At 57.2% G+C, this 17,578-nt stretch carries 20 protein-coding genes; 11 read left to right on the plus strand and 9 right to left on the minus strand.

Annotated features, from left to right (window positions below; all coding sequences use genetic code 11):
* Together mobC and AAFN47_RS27490 are read left to right on the plus strand one after the other, a co-directional pair.
* A partial coding sequence (gene mobC / locus AAFN47_RS27485; protein ID WP_499812402.1) for a plasmid mobilization relaxosome protein MobC occupies nucleotides 1-190 on the plus strand: 190 nt, incomplete at its 5' end.
* The gene (locus AAFN47_RS27490) at nucleotides 180-1,637 is read left to right on the plus strand and encodes a relaxase/mobilization nuclease domain-containing protein (RefSeq protein ID WP_499812403.1); all 1,458 of its coding nucleotides are present in this window, start codon (nucleotides 180-182) and stop codon (nucleotides 1,635-1,637) included. The genes mobC and AAFN47_RS27490, both read left to right, overlap by 11 nt.
* Here the strand turns inward: AAFN47_RS27490 and AAFN47_RS27495 are convergent.
* The 3 genes from AAFN47_RS27495 to AAFN47_RS27505 form a co-directional block, all read right to left on the minus strand.
* Nucleotides 1,634-2,125, minus strand: coding sequence for a hypothetical protein (locus AAFN47_RS27495; RefSeq protein WP_499812405.1), 492 nt, complete (start codon nucleotides 2,123-2,125; stop codon nucleotides 1,634-1,636). The genes AAFN47_RS27490 and AAFN47_RS27495 overlap by 4 nt on opposite strands.
* A gap of 64 nt (nucleotides 2,126-2,189) precedes the next feature.
* Nucleotides 2,190-2,489 (minus strand): hypothetical protein, encoded by a 300-nt coding sequence (locus tag AAFN47_RS27500; RefSeq protein WP_499812406.1) that lies wholly within the window; start codon nucleotides 2,487-2,489, stop codon nucleotides 2,190-2,192.
* Nucleotides 2,489-3,190 carry an AAA family ATPase gene (locus AAFN47_RS27505; protein WP_499812407.1) on the minus strand — a complete coding sequence of 234 codons (702 nt, stop codon included), beginning with the start codon at nucleotides 3,188-3,190 and terminating at the stop codon, nucleotides 2,489-2,491. Before AAFN47_RS27505 ends, AAFN47_RS27500 begins: the two co-directional genes overlap by 1 nt.
* A 217-nt stretch (nucleotides 3,191-3,407) precedes the next feature.
* Between AAFN47_RS27505 and AAFN47_RS27510 the strand changes: the two genes are divergently transcribed.
* Nucleotides 3,408-4,532 (plus strand): replication protein RepA, encoded by a 1,125-nt coding sequence (locus tag AAFN47_RS27510; RefSeq protein ID WP_499812408.1) that lies wholly within the window; start codon nucleotides 3,408-3,410, stop codon nucleotides 4,530-4,532.
* A gap of 559 nt (nucleotides 4,533-5,091) precedes the next feature.
* Here the strand turns inward: AAFN47_RS27510 and AAFN47_RS27515 are convergent.
* On the minus strand, nucleotides 5,092-5,298 hold the full coding sequence (locus AAFN47_RS27515) for a hypothetical protein (RefSeq protein WP_499812409.1): 207 nt from the start codon (nucleotides 5,296-5,298) through the stop codon (nucleotides 5,092-5,094).
* Entirely contained in the window at nucleotides 5,292-5,492 is a 201-nt protein-coding gene (locus tag AAFN47_RS27520; protein ID WP_499812410.1) for a GcrA family cell cycle regulator, read from the minus strand. Before AAFN47_RS27520 ends, AAFN47_RS27515 begins: the two co-directional genes overlap by 7 nt.
* A 578-nt stretch (nucleotides 5,493-6,070) precedes the next feature.
* On the opposite strand from AAFN47_RS27520, the gene AAFN47_RS27525 reads away from it, so the two are divergent.
* Genes AAFN47_RS27525 through AAFN47_RS27535 form a run of 3 tightly spaced genes read left to right on the plus strand, consistent with a single transcriptional unit; the run spans nucleotide 6,071 to nucleotide 9,866 of the window.
* Entirely contained in the window at nucleotides 6,071-6,361 is a 291-nt protein-coding gene (locus AAFN47_RS27525) for a type II toxin-antitoxin system RelE/ParE family toxin (RefSeq protein WP_499812411.1), read from the plus strand.
* An 11-nt stretch (nucleotides 6,362-6,372) separates the two neighbouring features.
* Nucleotides 6,373-6,714 (plus strand): HigA family addiction module antitoxin, encoded by a 342-nt coding sequence (locus AAFN47_RS27530; RefSeq protein ID WP_499812412.1) that lies wholly within the window; start codon nucleotides 6,373-6,375, stop codon nucleotides 6,712-6,714.
* A complete protein-coding gene (locus tag AAFN47_RS27535) occupies nucleotides 6,714-9,866 on the plus strand; it encodes an Eco57I restriction-modification methylase domain-containing protein (RefSeq protein ID WP_499812413.1) in 3,153 nt (1,050 codons plus the stop codon). The genes AAFN47_RS27530 and AAFN47_RS27535 overlap by 1 nt, the downstream gene beginning before the upstream one ends.
* A gap of 54 nt (nucleotides 9,867-9,920) precedes the next feature.
* Here AAFN47_RS27535 and AAFN47_RS27540 read toward each other — a convergent pair whose 3' ends face one another.
* Nucleotides 9,921-10,076, minus strand: a complete 156-nt coding sequence (locus AAFN47_RS27540; RefSeq protein WP_499812414.1) for a helix-turn-helix domain-containing protein — start codon at nucleotides 10,074-10,076, stop codon at nucleotides 9,921-9,923.
* 855 nt (nucleotides 10,077-10,931) lie between these two features.
* Entirely contained in the window at nucleotides 10,932-11,540 is a 609-nt protein-coding gene (locus tag AAFN47_RS27545) for a recombinase family protein (protein ID WP_499812416.1), read from the minus strand.
* Between the two features lie 251 nt (nucleotides 11,541-11,791).
* Here AAFN47_RS27545 and AAFN47_RS27550 point away from each other — a divergent pair, with 251 nt between their 5' ends.
* Nucleotides 11,792-12,352 carry a T4SS efffector SepA family protein gene (locus AAFN47_RS27550; RefSeq protein WP_499812417.1) on the plus strand — a complete coding sequence of 187 codons (561 nt, stop codon included), beginning with the start codon at nucleotides 11,792-11,794 and terminating at the stop codon, nucleotides 12,350-12,352.
* 260 nt (nucleotides 12,353-12,612) lie between these two features.
* On the opposite strand, the gene AAFN47_RS27555 is transcribed toward AAFN47_RS27550, so the two are convergent.
* On the minus strand, nucleotides 12,613-13,746 hold the full coding sequence (locus tag AAFN47_RS27555; RefSeq protein ID WP_499812418.1) for a hypothetical protein: 1,134 nt from the start codon (nucleotides 13,744-13,746) through the stop codon (nucleotides 12,613-12,615).
* Nucleotides 13,743-15,416 (minus strand): type IV secretory system conjugative DNA transfer family protein, encoded by a 1,674-nt coding sequence (locus AAFN47_RS27560; RefSeq protein WP_499812419.1) that lies wholly within the window; start codon nucleotides 15,414-15,416, stop codon nucleotides 13,743-13,745. Before AAFN47_RS27560 ends, AAFN47_RS27555 begins: the two co-directional genes overlap by 4 nt.
* Before the next feature lie 447 nt (nucleotides 15,417-15,863).
* On the opposite strand from AAFN47_RS27560, the gene AAFN47_RS27565 reads away from it, so the two are divergent.
* The 4 genes from AAFN47_RS27565 to AAFN47_RS27580 form a co-directional block, all read left to right on the plus strand.
* Nucleotides 15,864-16,103 (plus strand): hypothetical protein, encoded by a 240-nt coding sequence (locus tag AAFN47_RS27565; protein WP_499812420.1) that lies wholly within the window; start codon nucleotides 15,864-15,866, stop codon nucleotides 16,101-16,103.
* Nucleotides 16,100-16,429 carry a DUF3768 domain-containing protein gene (locus tag AAFN47_RS27570; protein ID WP_499812421.1) on the plus strand — a complete coding sequence of 110 codons (330 nt, stop codon included), beginning with the start codon at nucleotides 16,100-16,102 and terminating at the stop codon, nucleotides 16,427-16,429. Before AAFN47_RS27565 ends, AAFN47_RS27570 begins: the two co-directional genes overlap by 4 nt.
* A gap of 179 nt (nucleotides 16,430-16,608) precedes the next feature.
* Complete coding sequence (locus tag AAFN47_RS27575; protein WP_499812422.1) at nucleotides 16,609-16,797, plus strand: hypothetical protein; 189 nt, start codon at nucleotides 16,609-16,611, stop codon at nucleotides 16,795-16,797.
* 506 nt (nucleotides 16,798-17,303) lie between these two features.
* The coding region (locus AAFN47_RS27580) for a plasmid mobilization protein (protein ID WP_499812423.1) at nucleotides 17,304-17,578 on the plus strand (275 nt) is incomplete at its 3' end.

The raw sequence follows: 17,578 nt of genomic DNA on the forward strand, positions 1-17,578 counted from the left end.
CAAGGTCGCCCTGCCTCGCTCACCTGTTGACGCCAGCCTGCTCACTGAGCTGAACCGGGTTGGCGTCAATCTCAATCAGATCGCCCGCGCGCTCAATCGCGGCCGTGATGAGGACCCGCACCATTTGGGGCATATCCTGCACCAGCTCCACACGCTTCTTGAGAAGGTCGGTCGGTCCTATGGTTCCTAACGTTGCCAAGGCCGGGTCGAGCTTCAAAGGCGCGTTCGCCTACTACCTGCACGACAAGCGGATCGAGGGCGAGGCTATCCGCGACACGTCCGAGCGCGTGGCATGGACGGAGACGCGGAACCTCGCCACTGATGATCCCGAATTATCCGCTCGGATCATGGCGGCGACGGCAATGGACCAGGAGCGATTGAAGCGCGAGGCCGGCATCAAGAACAGCGGCCGGAAATCCTCGAATTCAGTCTATGCCTATTCCCTTGCCTGGCATCCCGACGAGACCGGCAAGATCGATCGCACTGAAATGCTCCGGGCCGCCGATGAAAGCTTGCGAGCGATCGGCGCGCAGGATCGCCAAGCGGTCATCGTCGCCCATTCCGACGAGCCGCACCCCCATGTCCATGTGATACTCAATCGCGTGTCGATGGAGGACGGCCGGATGATGCCGACCAGTAACGACTATAAAAAGCTGGACGCCTGGGCGCTTGCCTACCGGCGCGAGCGCGGTGAGGAACAGCTTTACTGTCCGGCCCGCGCCGAGAAAGCCGAGGCGATCAAGCGCAAGGTCGCCGGCGAGAAAGTCGAGTTTGTTCGCGGCGAGAAGACAACGCCGCGAGCGATGGAGCCCGACTTTGCGAAGGCGCGCGCCGCCAATGACAATTCGGCCCTGGCCGCACGGGATCAGCAAAAGGGCCTGAATGCGGAGCTGAGCGCCAACGCGCGGACCATGAAGGAGCGCCACGCAGCCGAATGGTCTGATCTGACGCGCCGCTACCGGGAGAAGAAGGCTGAGATCGACACCCAGGCCAAGGCCGCGATCGAGCGGACGAAGGTGGCGATCGACAAGCAGTATGAGCCGGCGCGGCGCAGCCTTCACGCGGGCCAATACGAGGAGCGACAAGCCTTCGATGCACGGGAAACCCGCCTCGCCGGTAAGATCAGGAATATGATCGACGCCATTCGGCATCGGAAGGTTTCCGGGGCGGTTGACGAGGATCGCGGCTGGACGGCCGCGAGCTTCAATTTCCTGACCAGTCAGAAGGCTAGGGCCGCTGCGCTAGAGCGGCTTCACGCCGTCCAGGCGCGCGACCTGACCCGGCAGCAGCGTGCGGAAATCGGCGCGGCGATCGCGGGCATCAAGACCGATCGGACCGCTCTACTCTCTTCCACACGGAGCGGATTCAATGCCGAGCGCACCGCGCTCATCGAGCGCCAGGCCGGCGAGCGGGAACAGATCAGAAAGGGCTGGCAGCAGCGGCGCAAAGAGGTGGCCAGGGTGTTTGATACCTTGCGCCGATCGGCCGAGGTCAGGAAAGCCAGAAAGGCGCGGCAGCAGCCACGCCACGCTATGAAGCAGGAAAGCACCCGCGCCGAGCACAAAGCCGCCAGTGAGGGCCGCAGAAAGTCAACGGGCCGAAGCAGGACGAGGAAGCGAACGCGGGGCGACGATTAGTCGGCTGAGATCGACCACACCCCTATTCCGTCGCGCTCTTTCTCAAGTCGCCGCTGCGTTTCCGGAAAAAGCGGCGACATGAAGAACACATATCGGAACCGTTCAGGCCGGCTCGCGAGCTTTGTGAGGTCGCCGATCAGCTTCCGATTGTTCTCAGGGCGTACGGCGGCGAACGTCTCTGCCCCCACAACGCCAGGAACCAAACTCTCAATATCAAGCGATTGTTTCGGCGCATGTGCGCCCGGCGCAAGGCGATATCCTTCCGCTTCTGGGTGCCATTCAAGAAGCAGTCGCGCGGCTTTGAGGGCGACCAGATATGTGAAGGTTTGATTGACTTGCTCGATCAGGTTCAGCGCCCGCTGTTCGATTGGGTGCCATCCGATCGGATCGAATTTGATGCGGGCGAGCGCCTTGAGGGGATCGTCGGGCAGATCAAGGAGGGCCGCGCTTGCTTGCGCGGCGCTAACCCTGATTTTGCTAATCTGCACTTCGATCTCATCGATAGTGTGAACGTCAAAGATCATATCGAGGCTGGGTATCCGTCAGGGAACATTAAGCCCCCTGCCCTTTCTCGCGCTCATAAGCGTCCATCATCATTTCGAGCAGATCGGCGTATTTGTAGCGCTCCGTTTTCTTGAGCCCACGGAAACGATCGAGGACGGCCTTCGGCCCCTTGATGTTGAGCTGGTCGTCATCAGGCGCTTGCCTGCTTGGGAACTGTGACGCCTCGTCAATCGCGCGCTTTTCGCGCTCCTGCGAAATCGCGGGCATCCGCTGCGCAGGACGCGGCTTGAAATCATCAAGGCCGCTCAGTGTATCCATCGGCAGGCTTTGCCGTTCACCCGCACTCATTATGCGACCTCCTGCGCTTGCGCGTCATGTAGCGCTTTGAGCTTGCCGATCACTTCCGAAGCAAAGCCCTGGACGTTCGCAATCGCCTTATCGAGATTGTTGACCGTTTTCGGGCTAAGCGCGCGAACGCTGCCGCCGGTCGTGAAGATCGCGGAGTACGCGTCCCGTTCGTCGATCTCGCTTAAGAAGGTATCGATCGACGGGTTATCGCGGAACTGGCCGGCGATATGTCGCGAGGTCCGAGATTTCACGTATTTGGTCTGCGTGAACAGCACGGCATAGGGAATCTGTCGGCGCACGGCCTTCATCTCGCGGTGTATTTCCTGAATGATGTCGAGCGCTGCGAGCGCGTCTTGCTGCTGCTCCTTCATCGGCACGATCACGAAATCAGATTGGCCGATGGCGTAGCTGGTAAGCCGTGACGCCACGCCTTCCAGATCGATGATGACGAACGGATCGCGTGTTGCCGCTTCCTCGATTTCGTCGAGGATGGTTTTTTCGCCCGCGCTCGTGACCACGGTTAGATTGGCCGGCGGCGCGGATTTACCGTCCTTCGGCTCGGCCCACGTTGTGATGGGCCGACGCGGATCAGCGTCGATGATGGTGACGGGGCGGCTTTCGGCCAGCTCACACGCCAGCAGGAGGGCGCTTGTGGTCTTTCCGGAGCCGCCTTTGGAGTTGGCGAAGGCTATGACAGGCATGAGTTTCTCGGGATTAATTGAACATGTGGGACCAGTGGCACTTTCAGACGAATCAGTGCATTATACCATAAGGTACCTTTGAGTATAGTACCTTAAGGTACGGTACTAAAAAGTACCCAAAGGTACCTTTTGCCAGATGGCCTTGGGGATTGTTTTCAAACAATTGATTGACCCTCTCGAAGGTCGTAAGGCAGATTCGAAGTAAGAAAGAGGCCCAATGTCATCAGGAGATTTCATCGACAAGCTTGCACAACGTCTAGCGGACGATCCGCAAGGCGCATGGCGAGATTGGGGTGAGGGGAAAATCTCCGATGAACATATGAACGCCGCGCAGCGCAAGCTGACCGGCCAGAAAATCGCCACCTCCAATCGTAAGAAATACGCCAAGAGGCGCAAGCCGCTTCTTGATCTTAAACCGGAACCCACCTGGGCAGTTGACCGCGCCGTCCAGGACGCCGGTGGCGGCATCCATATCGAGGAGCCGGGGCAGGGGCCGATCTTCTACCAGCACACGGTCCTGTGCCAGACGAGCTTGCCTTACAAGAACCCTGGCGACGAGGTTTTTGAATGGGAGCGCCAAAACGGTTTCGTCCATCTCCGCGTCGAAGCACGCAAGGCGCTGCATCCAGGCACACAGGAATGGGTGCGCCTTGGCTTGCCGTGGGGACCGAAGCCGCGACTGATTATGACCTACCTCAATACGCTTGCGATTGAGCAGAAGTCGCCCGACATCGAGGTTGATCTGACCTTCCGCGCCTTCCTGACGCGCATCGGTTACAAGGGGCAGGGGTACGACTATCGGACCATGAAGGACCAGCTCGGCCGACTTTCGGCCTCCGACCTGGCTATCGGTGTTCCTACCGGCCCCGATAGCGCCCAGACCTTCTACGGCCGCGTCGTCAAACACTTTGACCTGTGGGTCCAGAGGGACACCGATCAGCGGCTGCTGTGGCCGTCCATCGTCTCTCTCTCCACGGACTACTTCGAGACACTTGTGCAGCACGCCGTCCCGCTTCCGATGGAAGCCCTGGCGCAGATCAAGGACAGCGCTGTGCAGCTCGATATTTACTCGTGGCTGGCGCAGCGCCTTCACCGCATTCATCCGGTCAAGCCGGACTTCATACCCTGGACGGCGCTCTACGAGCAGTTCGGGCAGGGCTATCGCGACCTACGGTTTTTCCGCCGCGAGTTCATCAAGCACCTTAAGGCCGTCCATGCCGTCTATCCGGCAGCGCGTATCGAGGCCGACACCGGCGGCTTGACGCTCCACAACAGTCCGCCGCCGATCGCCAAAACAACCTACCAACTCATCAAGCATGGCAAGCTCAAGGCCGTGCGTTAAATCACTCACGCCTTTGGCTGAGCCAGGCCGAATCGCCGGTAACCCCGAGTCGGGCAGGGGATGCGTTAATTCACTCACGCAATTGCGTTAAATGACTCTCGGAAAAGGGCTTTTCCCGCGTTAAATGACTCTCGCAAACCTCTAATCCCTATACAAATACCTCTAAGGCATTCAAATTGGGATCACTCCTTTCACAAACTAAAGCCTCCTAAAAACCTACCCTCCGCTCGCTCTGCTCGCTTCGCCCCATGCCTACGGCATGGCCTAAATGGAACCGGCCTAATCGGCCGGCACTTCATTTTTTGTATATGAGGGCCACTCAGCATACCCCTTCAACGATCTAAACACACAGAAACATCCTATTGCTTTCGAAGAAACCAAGCGGATTTTTCAGAGATCAAGCCTTAAACAATCGAGCCGGCGGAAAGGCTCTCGGAATGTAAGCAGGAGCGCTATCGATTCGATCCGGCGCGATGGGACAAGGAGGGCAGGCCTCGTACTAAACTCTCACCTATGACCCTCCTTGTGGTAAGGAGAGGGATACACACCGCGCGGACTTTTACTTGGCCAACATTCGTTTGAGCAGCAAGGTTTCTGCCCGTCGCGCCGCTACCGGGTCGAGGGGGGCGTAGAAGGTGCCCATCTTGCGCGCGAAATGCCGCCATTTTTCTTCAGTAGTCATGCCGGTGAGGTCTGTGCGGCGGCCGCGTAGCTCCGCCGCCATCGCTGCAACATGCAGCGGAATTCGATCTGGCCGCTCTACCATCGGACGATCTTTCCGCCGGCGAGGTATCCAGCCATTGGTCCGTCTGACTGCAAACGCAAGTAGCGTCCGATCACCCCGTTGCGGGTGACGCCGCCGAGCATGACCATGATCTGCGTCGGCCGGAATCCGAGACGCCACAACATGAGCAGCGTCCGATCGCGTTCCGGCGTCCAGCTTATGTGGTTTTCATTCATCGGCGATCACCTTATCTCTTAATCATAGCCTTGGGGACGCCGGCGGCAACAAGAACTTTTGACGGCCTTCCAAGGGCGCACTCGATCCCGCGCGAAGAATCCTGCGCTCCTGCGGGTGCGCCGGGAACCCTGGAAGGCCGGCCGGCGCTTCCCGCTCCGCTCCTTGTAGCCTTCATTTTTCAGTAGGTAGGGAAGGGATCAGGCCAACAAAAGTAGCCTATCACCGTGCTCGCTCCGGCAATGGGTGGGTCCTCGCCATGCTCGCCCCTGGAGAAGTGAGATCCAGGGCTGCGCGTGGCTCCGGTCCCGCGTGCCGCGCCATTGCCTTCCGCTGCGCGCGGCGATCTTTCGGAGGGCGTCGGCTCCGGAGGAATGTCGAGCCTTCCGTCTCACCAAAGGAATAGAACTTTCAGGCTCCGGGGCATCGGCAACGATGGTTCGGACTTCGGCCCCTGGCAGGGGTGTAAGGTAGATACGGGGGAGCTGGCCGTGCCAGGCCAAGCTCAGCAGGGCAGGGTTATGGTAAGTGTAGCGCGACACTTGACACATTCTTCCCTGCCAAGCTATTCTAGATATTGATGAAGATTAGAAGCGTGAAGCACAAAGGGCTGCGTCGCCTGATCGAAGATGACGATACGGCCGGGCTTCAAGCACCGTTCGTCGATAAAATCCGCAAGATCATCGCCTTCCTCCAGGACATGGAGCGCGAGGACGAGCTGCGGACGATCCCGAGCTGGAAAGCCCACCAGCTCACCGGGGACCGGAAGGGAACCTGGAGCCTGTTCGTCACCAAGAACTGGCGCATCACCTTTCGGATCGACCAGGCTGAAATCGAGATCATCGAACTGGATTATGAGGACTACCACTAGGAGGTGGAGCCATGAACGAACCGACCAATTACCGGCTGAAGAACCCGCCCCATCCTGGCGGTTTCGTCCGCACTGAAATCATTGAGCCGATGGAGCTGTCCGTCACCGAGGCCGCCGGCGTGCTCGGCATCACCCGGACGGCACTCTCGGCTTTCCTGAACGAGCGCTCTTCGCTCTCGCCCGACATGGCCCTGCGCATCGAGAAGGCGTTCGGCGTCAGCATGGACACACTCATGCGGATGCAAAGCAGCTACGACATCGCCCAGGCCCGAAAGCGGGAAGGGGAGATCAATGTTCAGCGCTATGTCGCTCAAAAACAAGAAAAATCAGAATACCAATTTGAGGGGCGATAATGTCACTGTATTCCGATCTAGAGAAGGCCAGACCGCATTGGGATAATGAGGAAGAAGTCCGAAAAAGCTGGCTAAAGCATATCGAAAACGACTTAGGCATTACGTTTCACGCTGAGCGTTCACGAAATGATGCTTCATACAATCAGGTTATAATTGAATTTAAGGACCGTGGATTATTCAAGGGTAGTATAAAAAGTGCGGCATTCAAGGAAGCTATATTTGATAGACTTAAGAAATACATAAAGAGAAGATCCGTAGACGAAGGTATTCCTGAAGAAAACTATATAGGAATTGCTACGGACGGCGACCATATTTGCTTTGCCTTCTATAAAGACGGGACGATTTCTCACAGAAATCTACTGCCGTTCAATGAGGCCTCCATTGGGCTTGTTGCTCAAGCATGTGCGGACTCTAAGCGTAGGGCCGTGACAGCGGAAACCCTGGTGGAGGACTTTGGTCACGGTTCCGAGATAGGCCGTTTGATGATGGGCGGTCTGGCGGCCGAGCTTGAGAGCCATCTGAAGGGTTCCAACAACAGCAAAGTGAAAATGTTGTTCGAGGAATGGCGGACACTCTTCGGCCAGGTGGCGGATTTGTCAGCGGCCCAGGCCGGAGAAATTCGAAAGCACGTTCCTTTGTCGCTTTCGCTGCCGAAGGAGGATGCGGTCGCCGCACTCCTCTTTGTGATTCATACGTATAACGCATTCGTAATGAAACTTTTGGCGGCGGAGATCGTAGCAGAGTACGGACTTACCGCTCACCCGGATTTTTGTGAACATCTTCTAGGATATGACGACGACGATCTTCTGCAGAAGCTTGATGAAGAAGTCGAGCGAAGCGCCTACTTTGAGGCGGCGCGTATAAAGGGGTTTGTCGAAGAGGCTGTTTTTTCCTGGTATAGCGACGTATCATTGTCGCGAAAGGGTAGAGCGAGAATATGCGAGGGCATTCGAGCATTTCTCACACAGCTATCCTTGTATCGAATGGACGACCTTAGCGCGGCGAGGTCTAGGGACGTATTAAAGGCGTTCTACCAAGCGCTTGTTCCAGAAACTTTGCGGAAAGCGCTGGGGGAGTTTTACACGCCAGGCTGGCTTGTCGATGTTTCCTGTGATCGTGCCAACGTAACCGATTGGTATAGCTCACGAGTCCTTGACCCCACCTGTGGTTCGGGATCGTTCCTTCTGGAGGTGATTAGACGGAAGCGTGAAATTGGCGCAAGGAACAAACTATCGGCTGAGGCCATACTCAAAAACGTTCTAAGTACAGTGTGGGGGTTTGATCTTAATCCCCTGGCTGTGCAGTCGTCCCGCGTAAATTTTCTGATTGCCATTGCTGACCTGGTGGGAGTGGCAAAAATGGAAGTAGAACTTCCTGTCCTTCTTGCCGATGCAGTTTATTCACCTGCGCATTCGCCACAGGATGATAAAGACTTTGTGGAGTATCGGATTGGCAGCGCGCAATCGGATCTCCGTGTCACCCTTCCGTGGGCGCTAGCGTATGATCGAAAGCGTCTCGACGATGCCTTTGTGAGCATGGCAGAAGCCGTCGAAGACGAACAAGACTACAAGGTCGTTGAGGCCCGGCTATTGACAGCGGGCACCATCACGCCTGGAGAAGCAGAAGAATGGCGCGATGCCCTTAGTCAGACATACGATCGGGTTTTAGAGCTTCACAAGAAGTCATGGAACGGCATTTGGTTTCGCATAGTTCGCAACTTCTTCTGGTCCGCTGTTGCCGGAGAGTTTGACGTCGTTATCGGCAACCCGCCGTGGGTCCGCTGGTCGAATTTGCCCGAAATGTACCGGGAGCGCATCAAGCCGACGTGTGAGCAGTATGCGATTTTTTCCGAGACGCCTTATCATGGAGGCAATGAACTCGATATCTCCGGGATGCTTACTTACACTGTAGGGGACAAGTGGCTTAAGCAGGGCGGAACGCTTGTTTTCGTCATCACGCAGACACATTTCCAATCCCCTTCTTCCCAAGGCTTCAGAAGCTTCAAGATCAATGACAAAGGGAACCTAATCCCGGTTGAGATTGATGATCTGAAGAAGTTGAAGCCATTCCCAAAAGTGGCCAACAAGACGGCCATCATGCGACTGAAGAAGGTGTCCGCTGCTCGGAAGGCGGCATATCCTGTTCCGTATCGCGTGTGGGAGAAGGCAGATGGGTTCTCTGCGGCGATCCCAGACACAAGCACAAAGAGCGAGGTTCTTAAGCGCGTTGACGTAAAAACCTGGGAGGCCAATCCTGTTGATGGGGGCAATTCGCCCTGGGCGATCCTGCCTAAAGGTCGCTTCCTCGACATGGCGGCGATACAGGGCATCAGCGATTGGCTTGCCGGTCGCAAAGGTGTGACGGCCGACCTTAACGGTGTCTACATGGTCCGTGTTGTTGATACAAACAAAGCGCAACGACTTGTGCAGATTGAAACAAGACCGGAAGCCGGGCGCACCGATATTGGCCCGGCGCGGCGATATTGGATTGATCCAGACCTTCTCTATCCACTGTTGAAAGGGGCAGGAGATTTTTCGGCCTGCGATCTGCACATCGAGGAGGAGCTGTTTATTTTGGTTCCGAACCGCGGAATCATCCAGTCTGAATATGCAGCGGCTGAAAAGCGCGTTACCAAACTGAAGGCGACGGCCAAATATTTTCGAGCCTTTAAGGATAAGCTCAGCAACCGATCCACATATCGCTTGCGACAGAAGGGAGCGCCTTACTACGCTATCTACAATGTGGGGGCATACTCATTTGCACCCTACAAAGTCGTCTGGGCGGAACTCTCCACGACATTTGAAGCAGTCGTTGTGACCAATGCCCATGTTCCGCTCGTAGGTAAGAGGCCGTTCGTACCTGATCACAAGGTTTACTTCGCGGATTTTGATAGTGCGGATGCAGCGTATTTTGTTTGCGCCATGCTCAATTCATCAATGGTCAGAGAGTACATCGAGAGCCATACAATTCAGATTCAGGTGAGTAATATTTTCAAACATCTAAGTATCCCAAGGTTCAAATCTAATAATACTGACCACATGAAGGCTGTTAAACTATGCCAAAAGGCCCACGCGGCGAAAACAAAAGGGGATAGAGAAAAAGTCCTTGCCGATATGGATAATATAACTGAAAAAATACTGAAGTCATCCTAATCACGCCAAGGCGTACGCGCATGGCGCAGCCCGAACGCTGCCTTCCATTCTTTCTTATCCCTGACCGCTATCAGCGTTCAGCCTCGAAATCGTTGAGTGCGACACGCCCATGTCTCGGGCGATTTCCCGGCAGCTCTCGCCGGCGGCCAGGCGATCGAGCGCCTTTGATTTCTGGTGATCCGTCAGCTTCGGTTTCGGGCCGAACCGCACGGCCTTGCCCTTTGCCGCTTCCCGGCCTTCGGCCGAGCACTTAACGATCCGGCCGCCCGTTTATCTGCCAGCCATACACCGTTGAAGGTTTTTTTGATATATCCCGCCGGATTGTGTGGCTTGTGCGATCGCCCTCCGGTCCCCCAATATTGGAAGGAACTTGGCGAAACCAAGCGCTCCAACTGTTGCTTTCGTGGCACATTCGCATGAAGCCACCCGAGACGAGCCCTGAAGTGTTTGATCCACTGATAAGCACATTTTAGTCAGTTCATCAGCATAGTTGGATTTCAAAAAGATTCCACTTCCAACGATAGCAACCAGGCCAACTATAATTCCTACTATTGCAGATTTCATGTTTGCAAACTTTATTGTCCTCGGCAGACTTACTCTTGCACAGTGATTTCCAGAAAGAAATCTCTCTTATGCGCTAGAGAATGAGTTAAATGCTCGGCTGCGCTTTCCGCTGTTTCTCGGTTGGCGGGTGCTTCCGTAGAGCCGGCCAATACCGCATTACGCGTGACACCGCCGGGGATACTCATGACCTGCGTTGGCTGAAATCGAAGTCACCACAGCATGAGCAATGTTCGATCACGTTCTGGTGGTCAGGCTGGGCGTTCATCGCGCGGGTTCACTTTCTCAATCGCAGCAAGCCAAACAAACTAAAAACAGCAACTGCGCTTAGTATGAGTACGAAAAAAGTGAATGATCTCGAGCAGAATTCAACTGAGTTGAATTCGGTGCACCCATCGACAAATCCCCCTTTAAGATCATTATCAAAAAGAGAAAAAAATACAAATCCGGCCGACAAGATAAAGGCAATGATGAGTATAGATCGCTTCATGTGGCTTCTCCTGCTTAGTTGTTGTGATCGATATGTCTAAAACGGTGAGTCTGGTGGTGCTCCTCACCAACACTCCGCAACGCCCGACTCAACGTCTTTCGATCGACGGCCAAGATATCAGCCATACCGGAGATGGTTTCACCGCCAGCTGCGATACGCTCGCGTGCATGATCAACCTGGGCTTGGCTGAGCGCCTTCGGCCGGCCAATGCTTTTTCCGCGCCGGCGAGCGGCAGCCATTCCGCCCTTGGTGCGTTCCGAGATCAGGGAGCGCTCGAACTCGGCTAGCGCCCCCATAACATGGAAGATCAGCTTGCCGCCGGCGGTGGTGGTGTCGATCGATTCCGAGAGCGATTGAAACCCAGCCCCTTGTCTGCCGAGCTGGTCGATCAGATCGATGAGGAAGGAAAGCGAGCGGCCGAGGCGGTCTAACTTCCAGACGACCAGAACGCCGCCCGGCCCCATGACGGTCGCCAAGGCTTGATCGAGGCCGTCGCGTTCGATCGTAGCGCCGCTCACGCCCTGATCGACGAAGACCCGATCGCAGCCGGCCGCGTTTAAAGCGTCGATCTGCGCATCAAGGTTTTGTTCGTCGGTAGAGACCCTAGCATAGCCGATTTTCATGTGGCTATTTTGCCCGACCCTTTTGCCCCGCGCCAGCATAAAGGATTTCAAGGGCTTAGAAAGGTGGGGATAAGCGTACCAAAAGGGACCCCTTTCGCCCCAATCCTCGCAACGAGAATTTGCCCCAGGGCCGAGGCCCGGAAGCTGGCCGCAAGCGTTTGAGGGAATATGTTACATATCTCTATTGAAAGTTTCAGAGAATATGTTACATATCTAAGTGCAGGCCGCGGCTCAGTACAAAGGAGACAATTATGATGCCGGTAGTTCGATTGAATGACGCCACCTTCGTTGATCTGAAGTCGATTTCGACGTGGATCGGCACGGGTACCCCTTCTGAGACGATTGTTCAGCTCGTCCGGGAGAAGATGGCAGCACTAGACCTCGAACGTGATGTTGAACCAGGACCTGAAGCGCACGAAGGTGCGACAGATCACATGACGTTCGATAAAGCGCCAGGTCTTTCGTTCACCAAAATCCTTTCAGCGAAGGTAGACGGTGTATCGCTTCGAAAGCCAAATTGGGCTGGTGTACTGCTCGCCGCTATCGGAGCCCTGAAGGAAAAAGGGTTCACGGGGCAGCAGCTCGTTGGTCAACTCCAAGTCCCAGCCAAGAGCTCCGAGTATGAGGATGATGGGTTTAGATTCCATTCCGATCTCGGAATCTCTGTCCAGGGGCAGTCGGCACAGGATGCGTGGAGAGAGATCGCCCGGATTGCCGATAAGCACCATATCCCCGTGGAGATCACGTTTCAGTGGCGTGAGAACGAGAAGGCACAGCATCCTGGACGGACTGGTGTGCTCCGCGCTGGGTAAATGGTTCCGATGCGCTGATTGACTGGCTTCGGCCTTCCGGATTGTGCCGGTGGCCGAAGCCGAGATTTCGCGACAAACGGTTACGCAACCTTGATTCATGCGACTCGGGTCTCTTGTTCGGTGCAGGCGTCCTTGTCTCGACCACTGTCGCGGTCACACTTCAGCTTTTCGCCTTCTGAGTTCTTGCGTTTAGACCGTTGCTTTTTGCGACAAAAGTGACCCTTTGTGTCTCACTCTTCCCCGATCGCGCGGCTAAGTTTTTAGGGCGCGGGCAGATGAATTGCCCTTACTTCCTCATCGCTTGGTGGCGAGGGGTCGGGCCGACCTTTGAACCCCTTGGCTCTTTCCCGTAGGAGCATGGCGACCATTTCGTAATGCTGGCGCGTTCTTTCTGTAAGGCCCGGTTTCTTGGCGAGCTGATCCATTTTTTCCGCCATGGCTTCCGCTCTGGCGTCCGACACGCCATTGGCCGTTTCCATCGCCTGGCGCATCATTTCGGCATAATCATCTGGCGGCTCACGATCACCGCTGGTGCTATCAGTCCCACCCCAGGCTTTGGCGTTTTCATCGAAACCGAATTCGTCATCGGCGGCTGACCCTTGCCCCTTGCCACCTCCGGCCGCGTGTTGCCGATCAAGCGGCATTCCGAAGAGGCGAAAAGGTTGCCGGCCATGCTTTGCGGGATCAGTGCCGCAATCAGGGCAGATGTTTTGTTTCCTATCCTGGGAGGAACAAAAATAGCTGTTGCAGTTACAGAGCAGCATGACGCCATTCAGACACGAACAACAAATATGGCCAAATCCGGCGGCAGTCGTGGGTGTTTTCTGATTTAGCCACCTACTGCCATCCGTCACGCCGGCAATCGAAATGTCTTTCGATTGCGCCCTGACTTCTTTTGCAATCTCGGCAGAGATGCTTTCCGACTCTTCAAGATGCAGCCCGGTTGGCGTGGCCGTCAGTCCTACAAACGTATAATCGCCAAGGTTCCGGGAACAGCTCACTACAAGGCCGATCTTTCGGCCGGTCGGCACATTGGCTGAGCCGTGCGGGCTGTTGATGTCATGAAAGTTCCGGTTGAAGGTGCGGGCCTTCTTGTGATCCTCCCAGAGTCCCAAAAGTCCCATGATCGCGGGAATGTAGGCCAGGGCCAGCAGAAAGCCGGGGACAATTCTTTCTGGGGACGATCCACCTGTAAGCACGATGAGGGCGCCAAAAGCGACGGAGCCCCCGAATGAAATAAGAAGCACCCTACGGGCAACATCCACATCTTCAGGCGGCGGCGGATTATAGTGCCTATCGTTTGCTCGCAGGGTGGCGAATGCCTTGCGGAGGACGAAGAAGGAATAAATGGCAGCGGGTATGGCGAGAACGCCGACTAATTCGACCAGTTTCATGCTCGCCTTCCGTAATCGGCTTCCCAGGCGGCTATGAAGTCCGGTGCATCGTAGGCCCGCGCGCCAGTCAGCTCAGGGTCTTCGAAATATGGCACCCGGCGCACGGTGAAGCCCTTGCCCGCCGCCGGGATCACGAAGGCCCGCATGGTGCCGGCTGCACTTTGGTCGTGAATGTCATTCGGGAAGCGGATGGGCCGTTCGCGCCATCCGGAATTTGCCGAGTTGCCGGCCGACATGGACAGGCTCGCGCCGCCGGCGTTCATCCCGGCCGAGGTTTCCCAAGACATCACCCGCCCGAGGCGATCGGCAATGTATTTTTCCGTTTCACCGTCATTCAGACCCCAGGCCAGGATCGCGGCCGAGTTGGCCATAAAGGTTTCCCAGTTTGCGCCGTACAGCTCTTTGATCTGGCCGATATTTTGGATTACCGGCACGAGCTTGATGCCATAGCCGCGCATTTCCGCCACGGCCTTTTCGAGGATTCGAAAGCGGCCGAGCGCAGCGAACTCATCAAGCATGAAAAGGGTTTTCGGTCCCTTCTGGTTCGTGCCCAAGGCCATCTTGGCGGCCGTCGCCATGCGGATGACGACACGCAGCCAGCTTTTGTAATCGTCAATCTCATCGCTTTGCAGGACGAAGTAGACAGACCCGCCTTGCTGGACGATATCCCAAAGCGAGAAGCCGGAATCCCGCAAATGGTCCTGCATTTCCGGTTCCGCCATCCACCGCACCGCCCTGGACAACGTTGACCGGTAGCCGCTCCATTCGTCGCGACCGACATCCTCGACGATCGCCAGAGCTTCCCGCCCGAGCCCGGCCTTTGACTTTACCCGCCTCAGATAATCAACCAGGTGGTCATAGGCCTGCTTGCGGTCCCGGTCGTCGTCACTTTCATGCTTGAAGCGGGTTTTCACCTCGCCCAGCAGAACGCGCCGCACCTTCGGTAGCGTTTGGGCAGCCGCTTCATTTTCCGTCAGCTTCATGACTTCGATGACGCCGGCAATCAGGGTTTCGGCGCTTTCGGAAAAGTGCTTCCCCTCGCCTGGCTCATGCACGACCAGGCTGCTAGCGATAGCCCGGATTTGCCGGACGCCGCCGCCGCGGCTCATGTCGATATCGCGCATCGGATTGTAGTTGACCCGGTAGCAGCGCGCTGGCCCCTTCACTAGGCCAAAAGGATCGAGGATGGCGACCTGTTGTCCGAGAAAGGGTGGGCGAACGCTTGTTCCTGTTCCGATCGCCTTTTCTCTAGTTCCGCGACGCATGGCGGTAATCATCGCCGCTTCGCCCTTGGGATCGACACAGACGAGCGGCCCCTGCCACCGCAGGCAGTTTTGAATGTAGAAACTGGTCCCCTTCCCCGCGCCCGAGCCGGCAACGACGAACACACCGCGATCATCATGAATCCCGGCCTCCAAATTGACGCCGTGATCGTCGTGAATGCGGCCAAGGTAGAAAGCGCCTTTGGCGTGGCGGTATTGTTCCAACTCGCCGGCATCGGCCAGACCTACCATCGGGTCAGGAGGCCGCGCCGCTTCGATCGCCTCTTCCTGAATCCTTTTGCGCTGCGCAATCCCATTGGCCAGCATCGCCCCTTGGCCTGCTGCCTTTGCCCCCGCCGCCAGGTGTCTGAAATAGCGGCCTGTATATGTCCCTTTGCCCTTTGCCATTGCTCATCCTAGCAACCCTTCCGGGAGCGGGAAATCCCGACTGCGACGATTCATTTCCCTGGTGAGACGGGAAGGCCTGACATTTCCCCGGAGCCGACACCGCCAGGAGATCGCCGGCGCGCAGCGGAAGTCATACCCCTGAAACGGGGTTGACGGAGCGAGCACCGCGATACCCTTGCGTTGATCGGTTCGGTTGCAAACGCGCTTGCGCGGCGACCTCTGTTTTCCCCCTGCCCTGCCCGCTTCTCTCCTCGTCAGAGCAGACCATCCAGCCAGCTTCGATAGCGCTATCGGCCTCGATGCCGTGACGCCTGACGGCTCGCGTCAATGGCCTGCCCGCACCGTTCGCTCCGCTCCCGTGTTGGCCATGACCCGCAGGGCTTCGGTCCGATTTTTCCCGCGCATCGGCTGGATGGTCCAGCCCGACAAACAAAGGAGAAATCGACAATGACGACGAATGAAACCAACGACAGGCCGCTCTACCGGGTGACGTTTTCCCGGATCATCGGCAAGGACACGGAGGGCAAGGACATGCTCGCGCGCCCGAAAGAGATCGGGGCGGTCTGGCCGCGCCGCAACGGCAAGGCAGGCGGCATCCTCGCCCTCGACATCATCCCGGTCGAACTGGCTCAGCGCCAGGGCGTGATCTTCCTCGTTCCGGCCACGCGCCAGGACGGTGATCAATGAGCGTACAACTTACCATCGCCGGCTTGAATGACCTGTTCCGGCAGACATTCCTCACCGGCAAGGTCGTGATGACGGCAGGGATCGCTGCCCTGCCCGATCACGTCCGGGAGGAGATCATCACCAAGGTCCGCGCCTTCGACGATTTTTCGGAGGACAACGATCCCTATGGCGAGCACGATTTCGGCGCGCTCGACCAGCCTGGGGCCGGCAAGGTCTTCTGGAAGATCGACTACTACGATCCGACGCTGACCAAGGGCAGCGAGGACCCGGCCGATCCGAAACAGACGCGCCGCGTCCTGACCATCCTCCTTGCGGAGGAATACTAATGACGCGCGTGTTCGACACCGCAACGGTAGCGCCGGACTTCCGGCGCTACCGTGCCCAGTGGGAAAGCGCCCTGCTCTCTCAGACCATGTTCGACTGTGCGGACGCTACCGACGACGAGCGCCGTGACCTTTGCCGCGCCTGTCCTGGAAGGCCCGGAGGATGGTTTCCGATCGCTTGAATGGAGTCAGCCGGACCGACGCAATTCGACCTGATCTACACCACGCCCTACGGTCTGCAATACTCGCTCGGCCGCGTATGCCAGCTGCCGGAGGGCTCCTGGGGCGGGCTCGTGGTTGCCGTCGTCAAGGACGACCTGCACGAGGCGATGGCGTCAGTCGAATGGGCTGTGTCCCGGCTGTGCTCATGACGGGCTGACGGGTCGTCTTGTTGGAACCGGGTGGTCTGTCACAAGCGCATTTTCGAGGCGGATTCGGAGCATGTGTTAAGGCATGAGACGAGGAGCAATGGGGCAGGGATTTCATTTTTCTGGTCACGGTCGGAGGATTATGCTAATCGTCGGTTGTTTAGGGATAGCAAGCTATGTTTTTCCCATGGAAAAACGCTTGGCAGGAGGCTCAACGCAGCCCCCCACACCCCGGCTTGAGGCCGCTTAGCAAGCGACCTTCGGGACCCGTCCCGAACCCTGCCAACGGATCACCGTTGGACCATGACCAGGGCTTGGAGATTTCACCTCTCCACCTGGACCGAACCATGGACCAAGAGCCTTCGCGCCCTTGGAACCTGACCGGGAGATTTTGTTCTCCCTGGACCCATCAAGGAGCGTTCCGGCGCTCCGCCACGACCAACGTTCCGGCGTTGGATGACGGCCAAGGGGTTGCCCTTGGATGCGGTGAGAAAGGAGCGGCCGACGACATGGCCCGGCCTCGCAAACAGGAGCACGAAAAGCGCTCAGCCAGACTCGGCCCGTTCGACGTGACGGAGGCCGAGCGGGCGTACGTGGAGGACCAAGCGAGCGCCGCCGGCGTCAGCCTGGCCGAGTACGGCCGGCAGCGCATCCTGACCGGCAAGGTCGCCCTGCCTCGCTCACCTGTTGACGCCAGCCTGCTCACTGAGCTGAACCGGGTTGGCGTCAATCTCAATCAGATCGCCCGCGCGCTCAATCGCGGCCGTGATGAGGACCCGCACCA

The sequence above is a fragment of the Hoeflea sp. CAU 1731 genome (assembly GCF_039888615.1).
Taxonomy (GTDB): domain Bacteria; phylum Pseudomonadota; class Alphaproteobacteria; order Rhizobiales; family Rhizobiaceae; genus Flavimaribacter.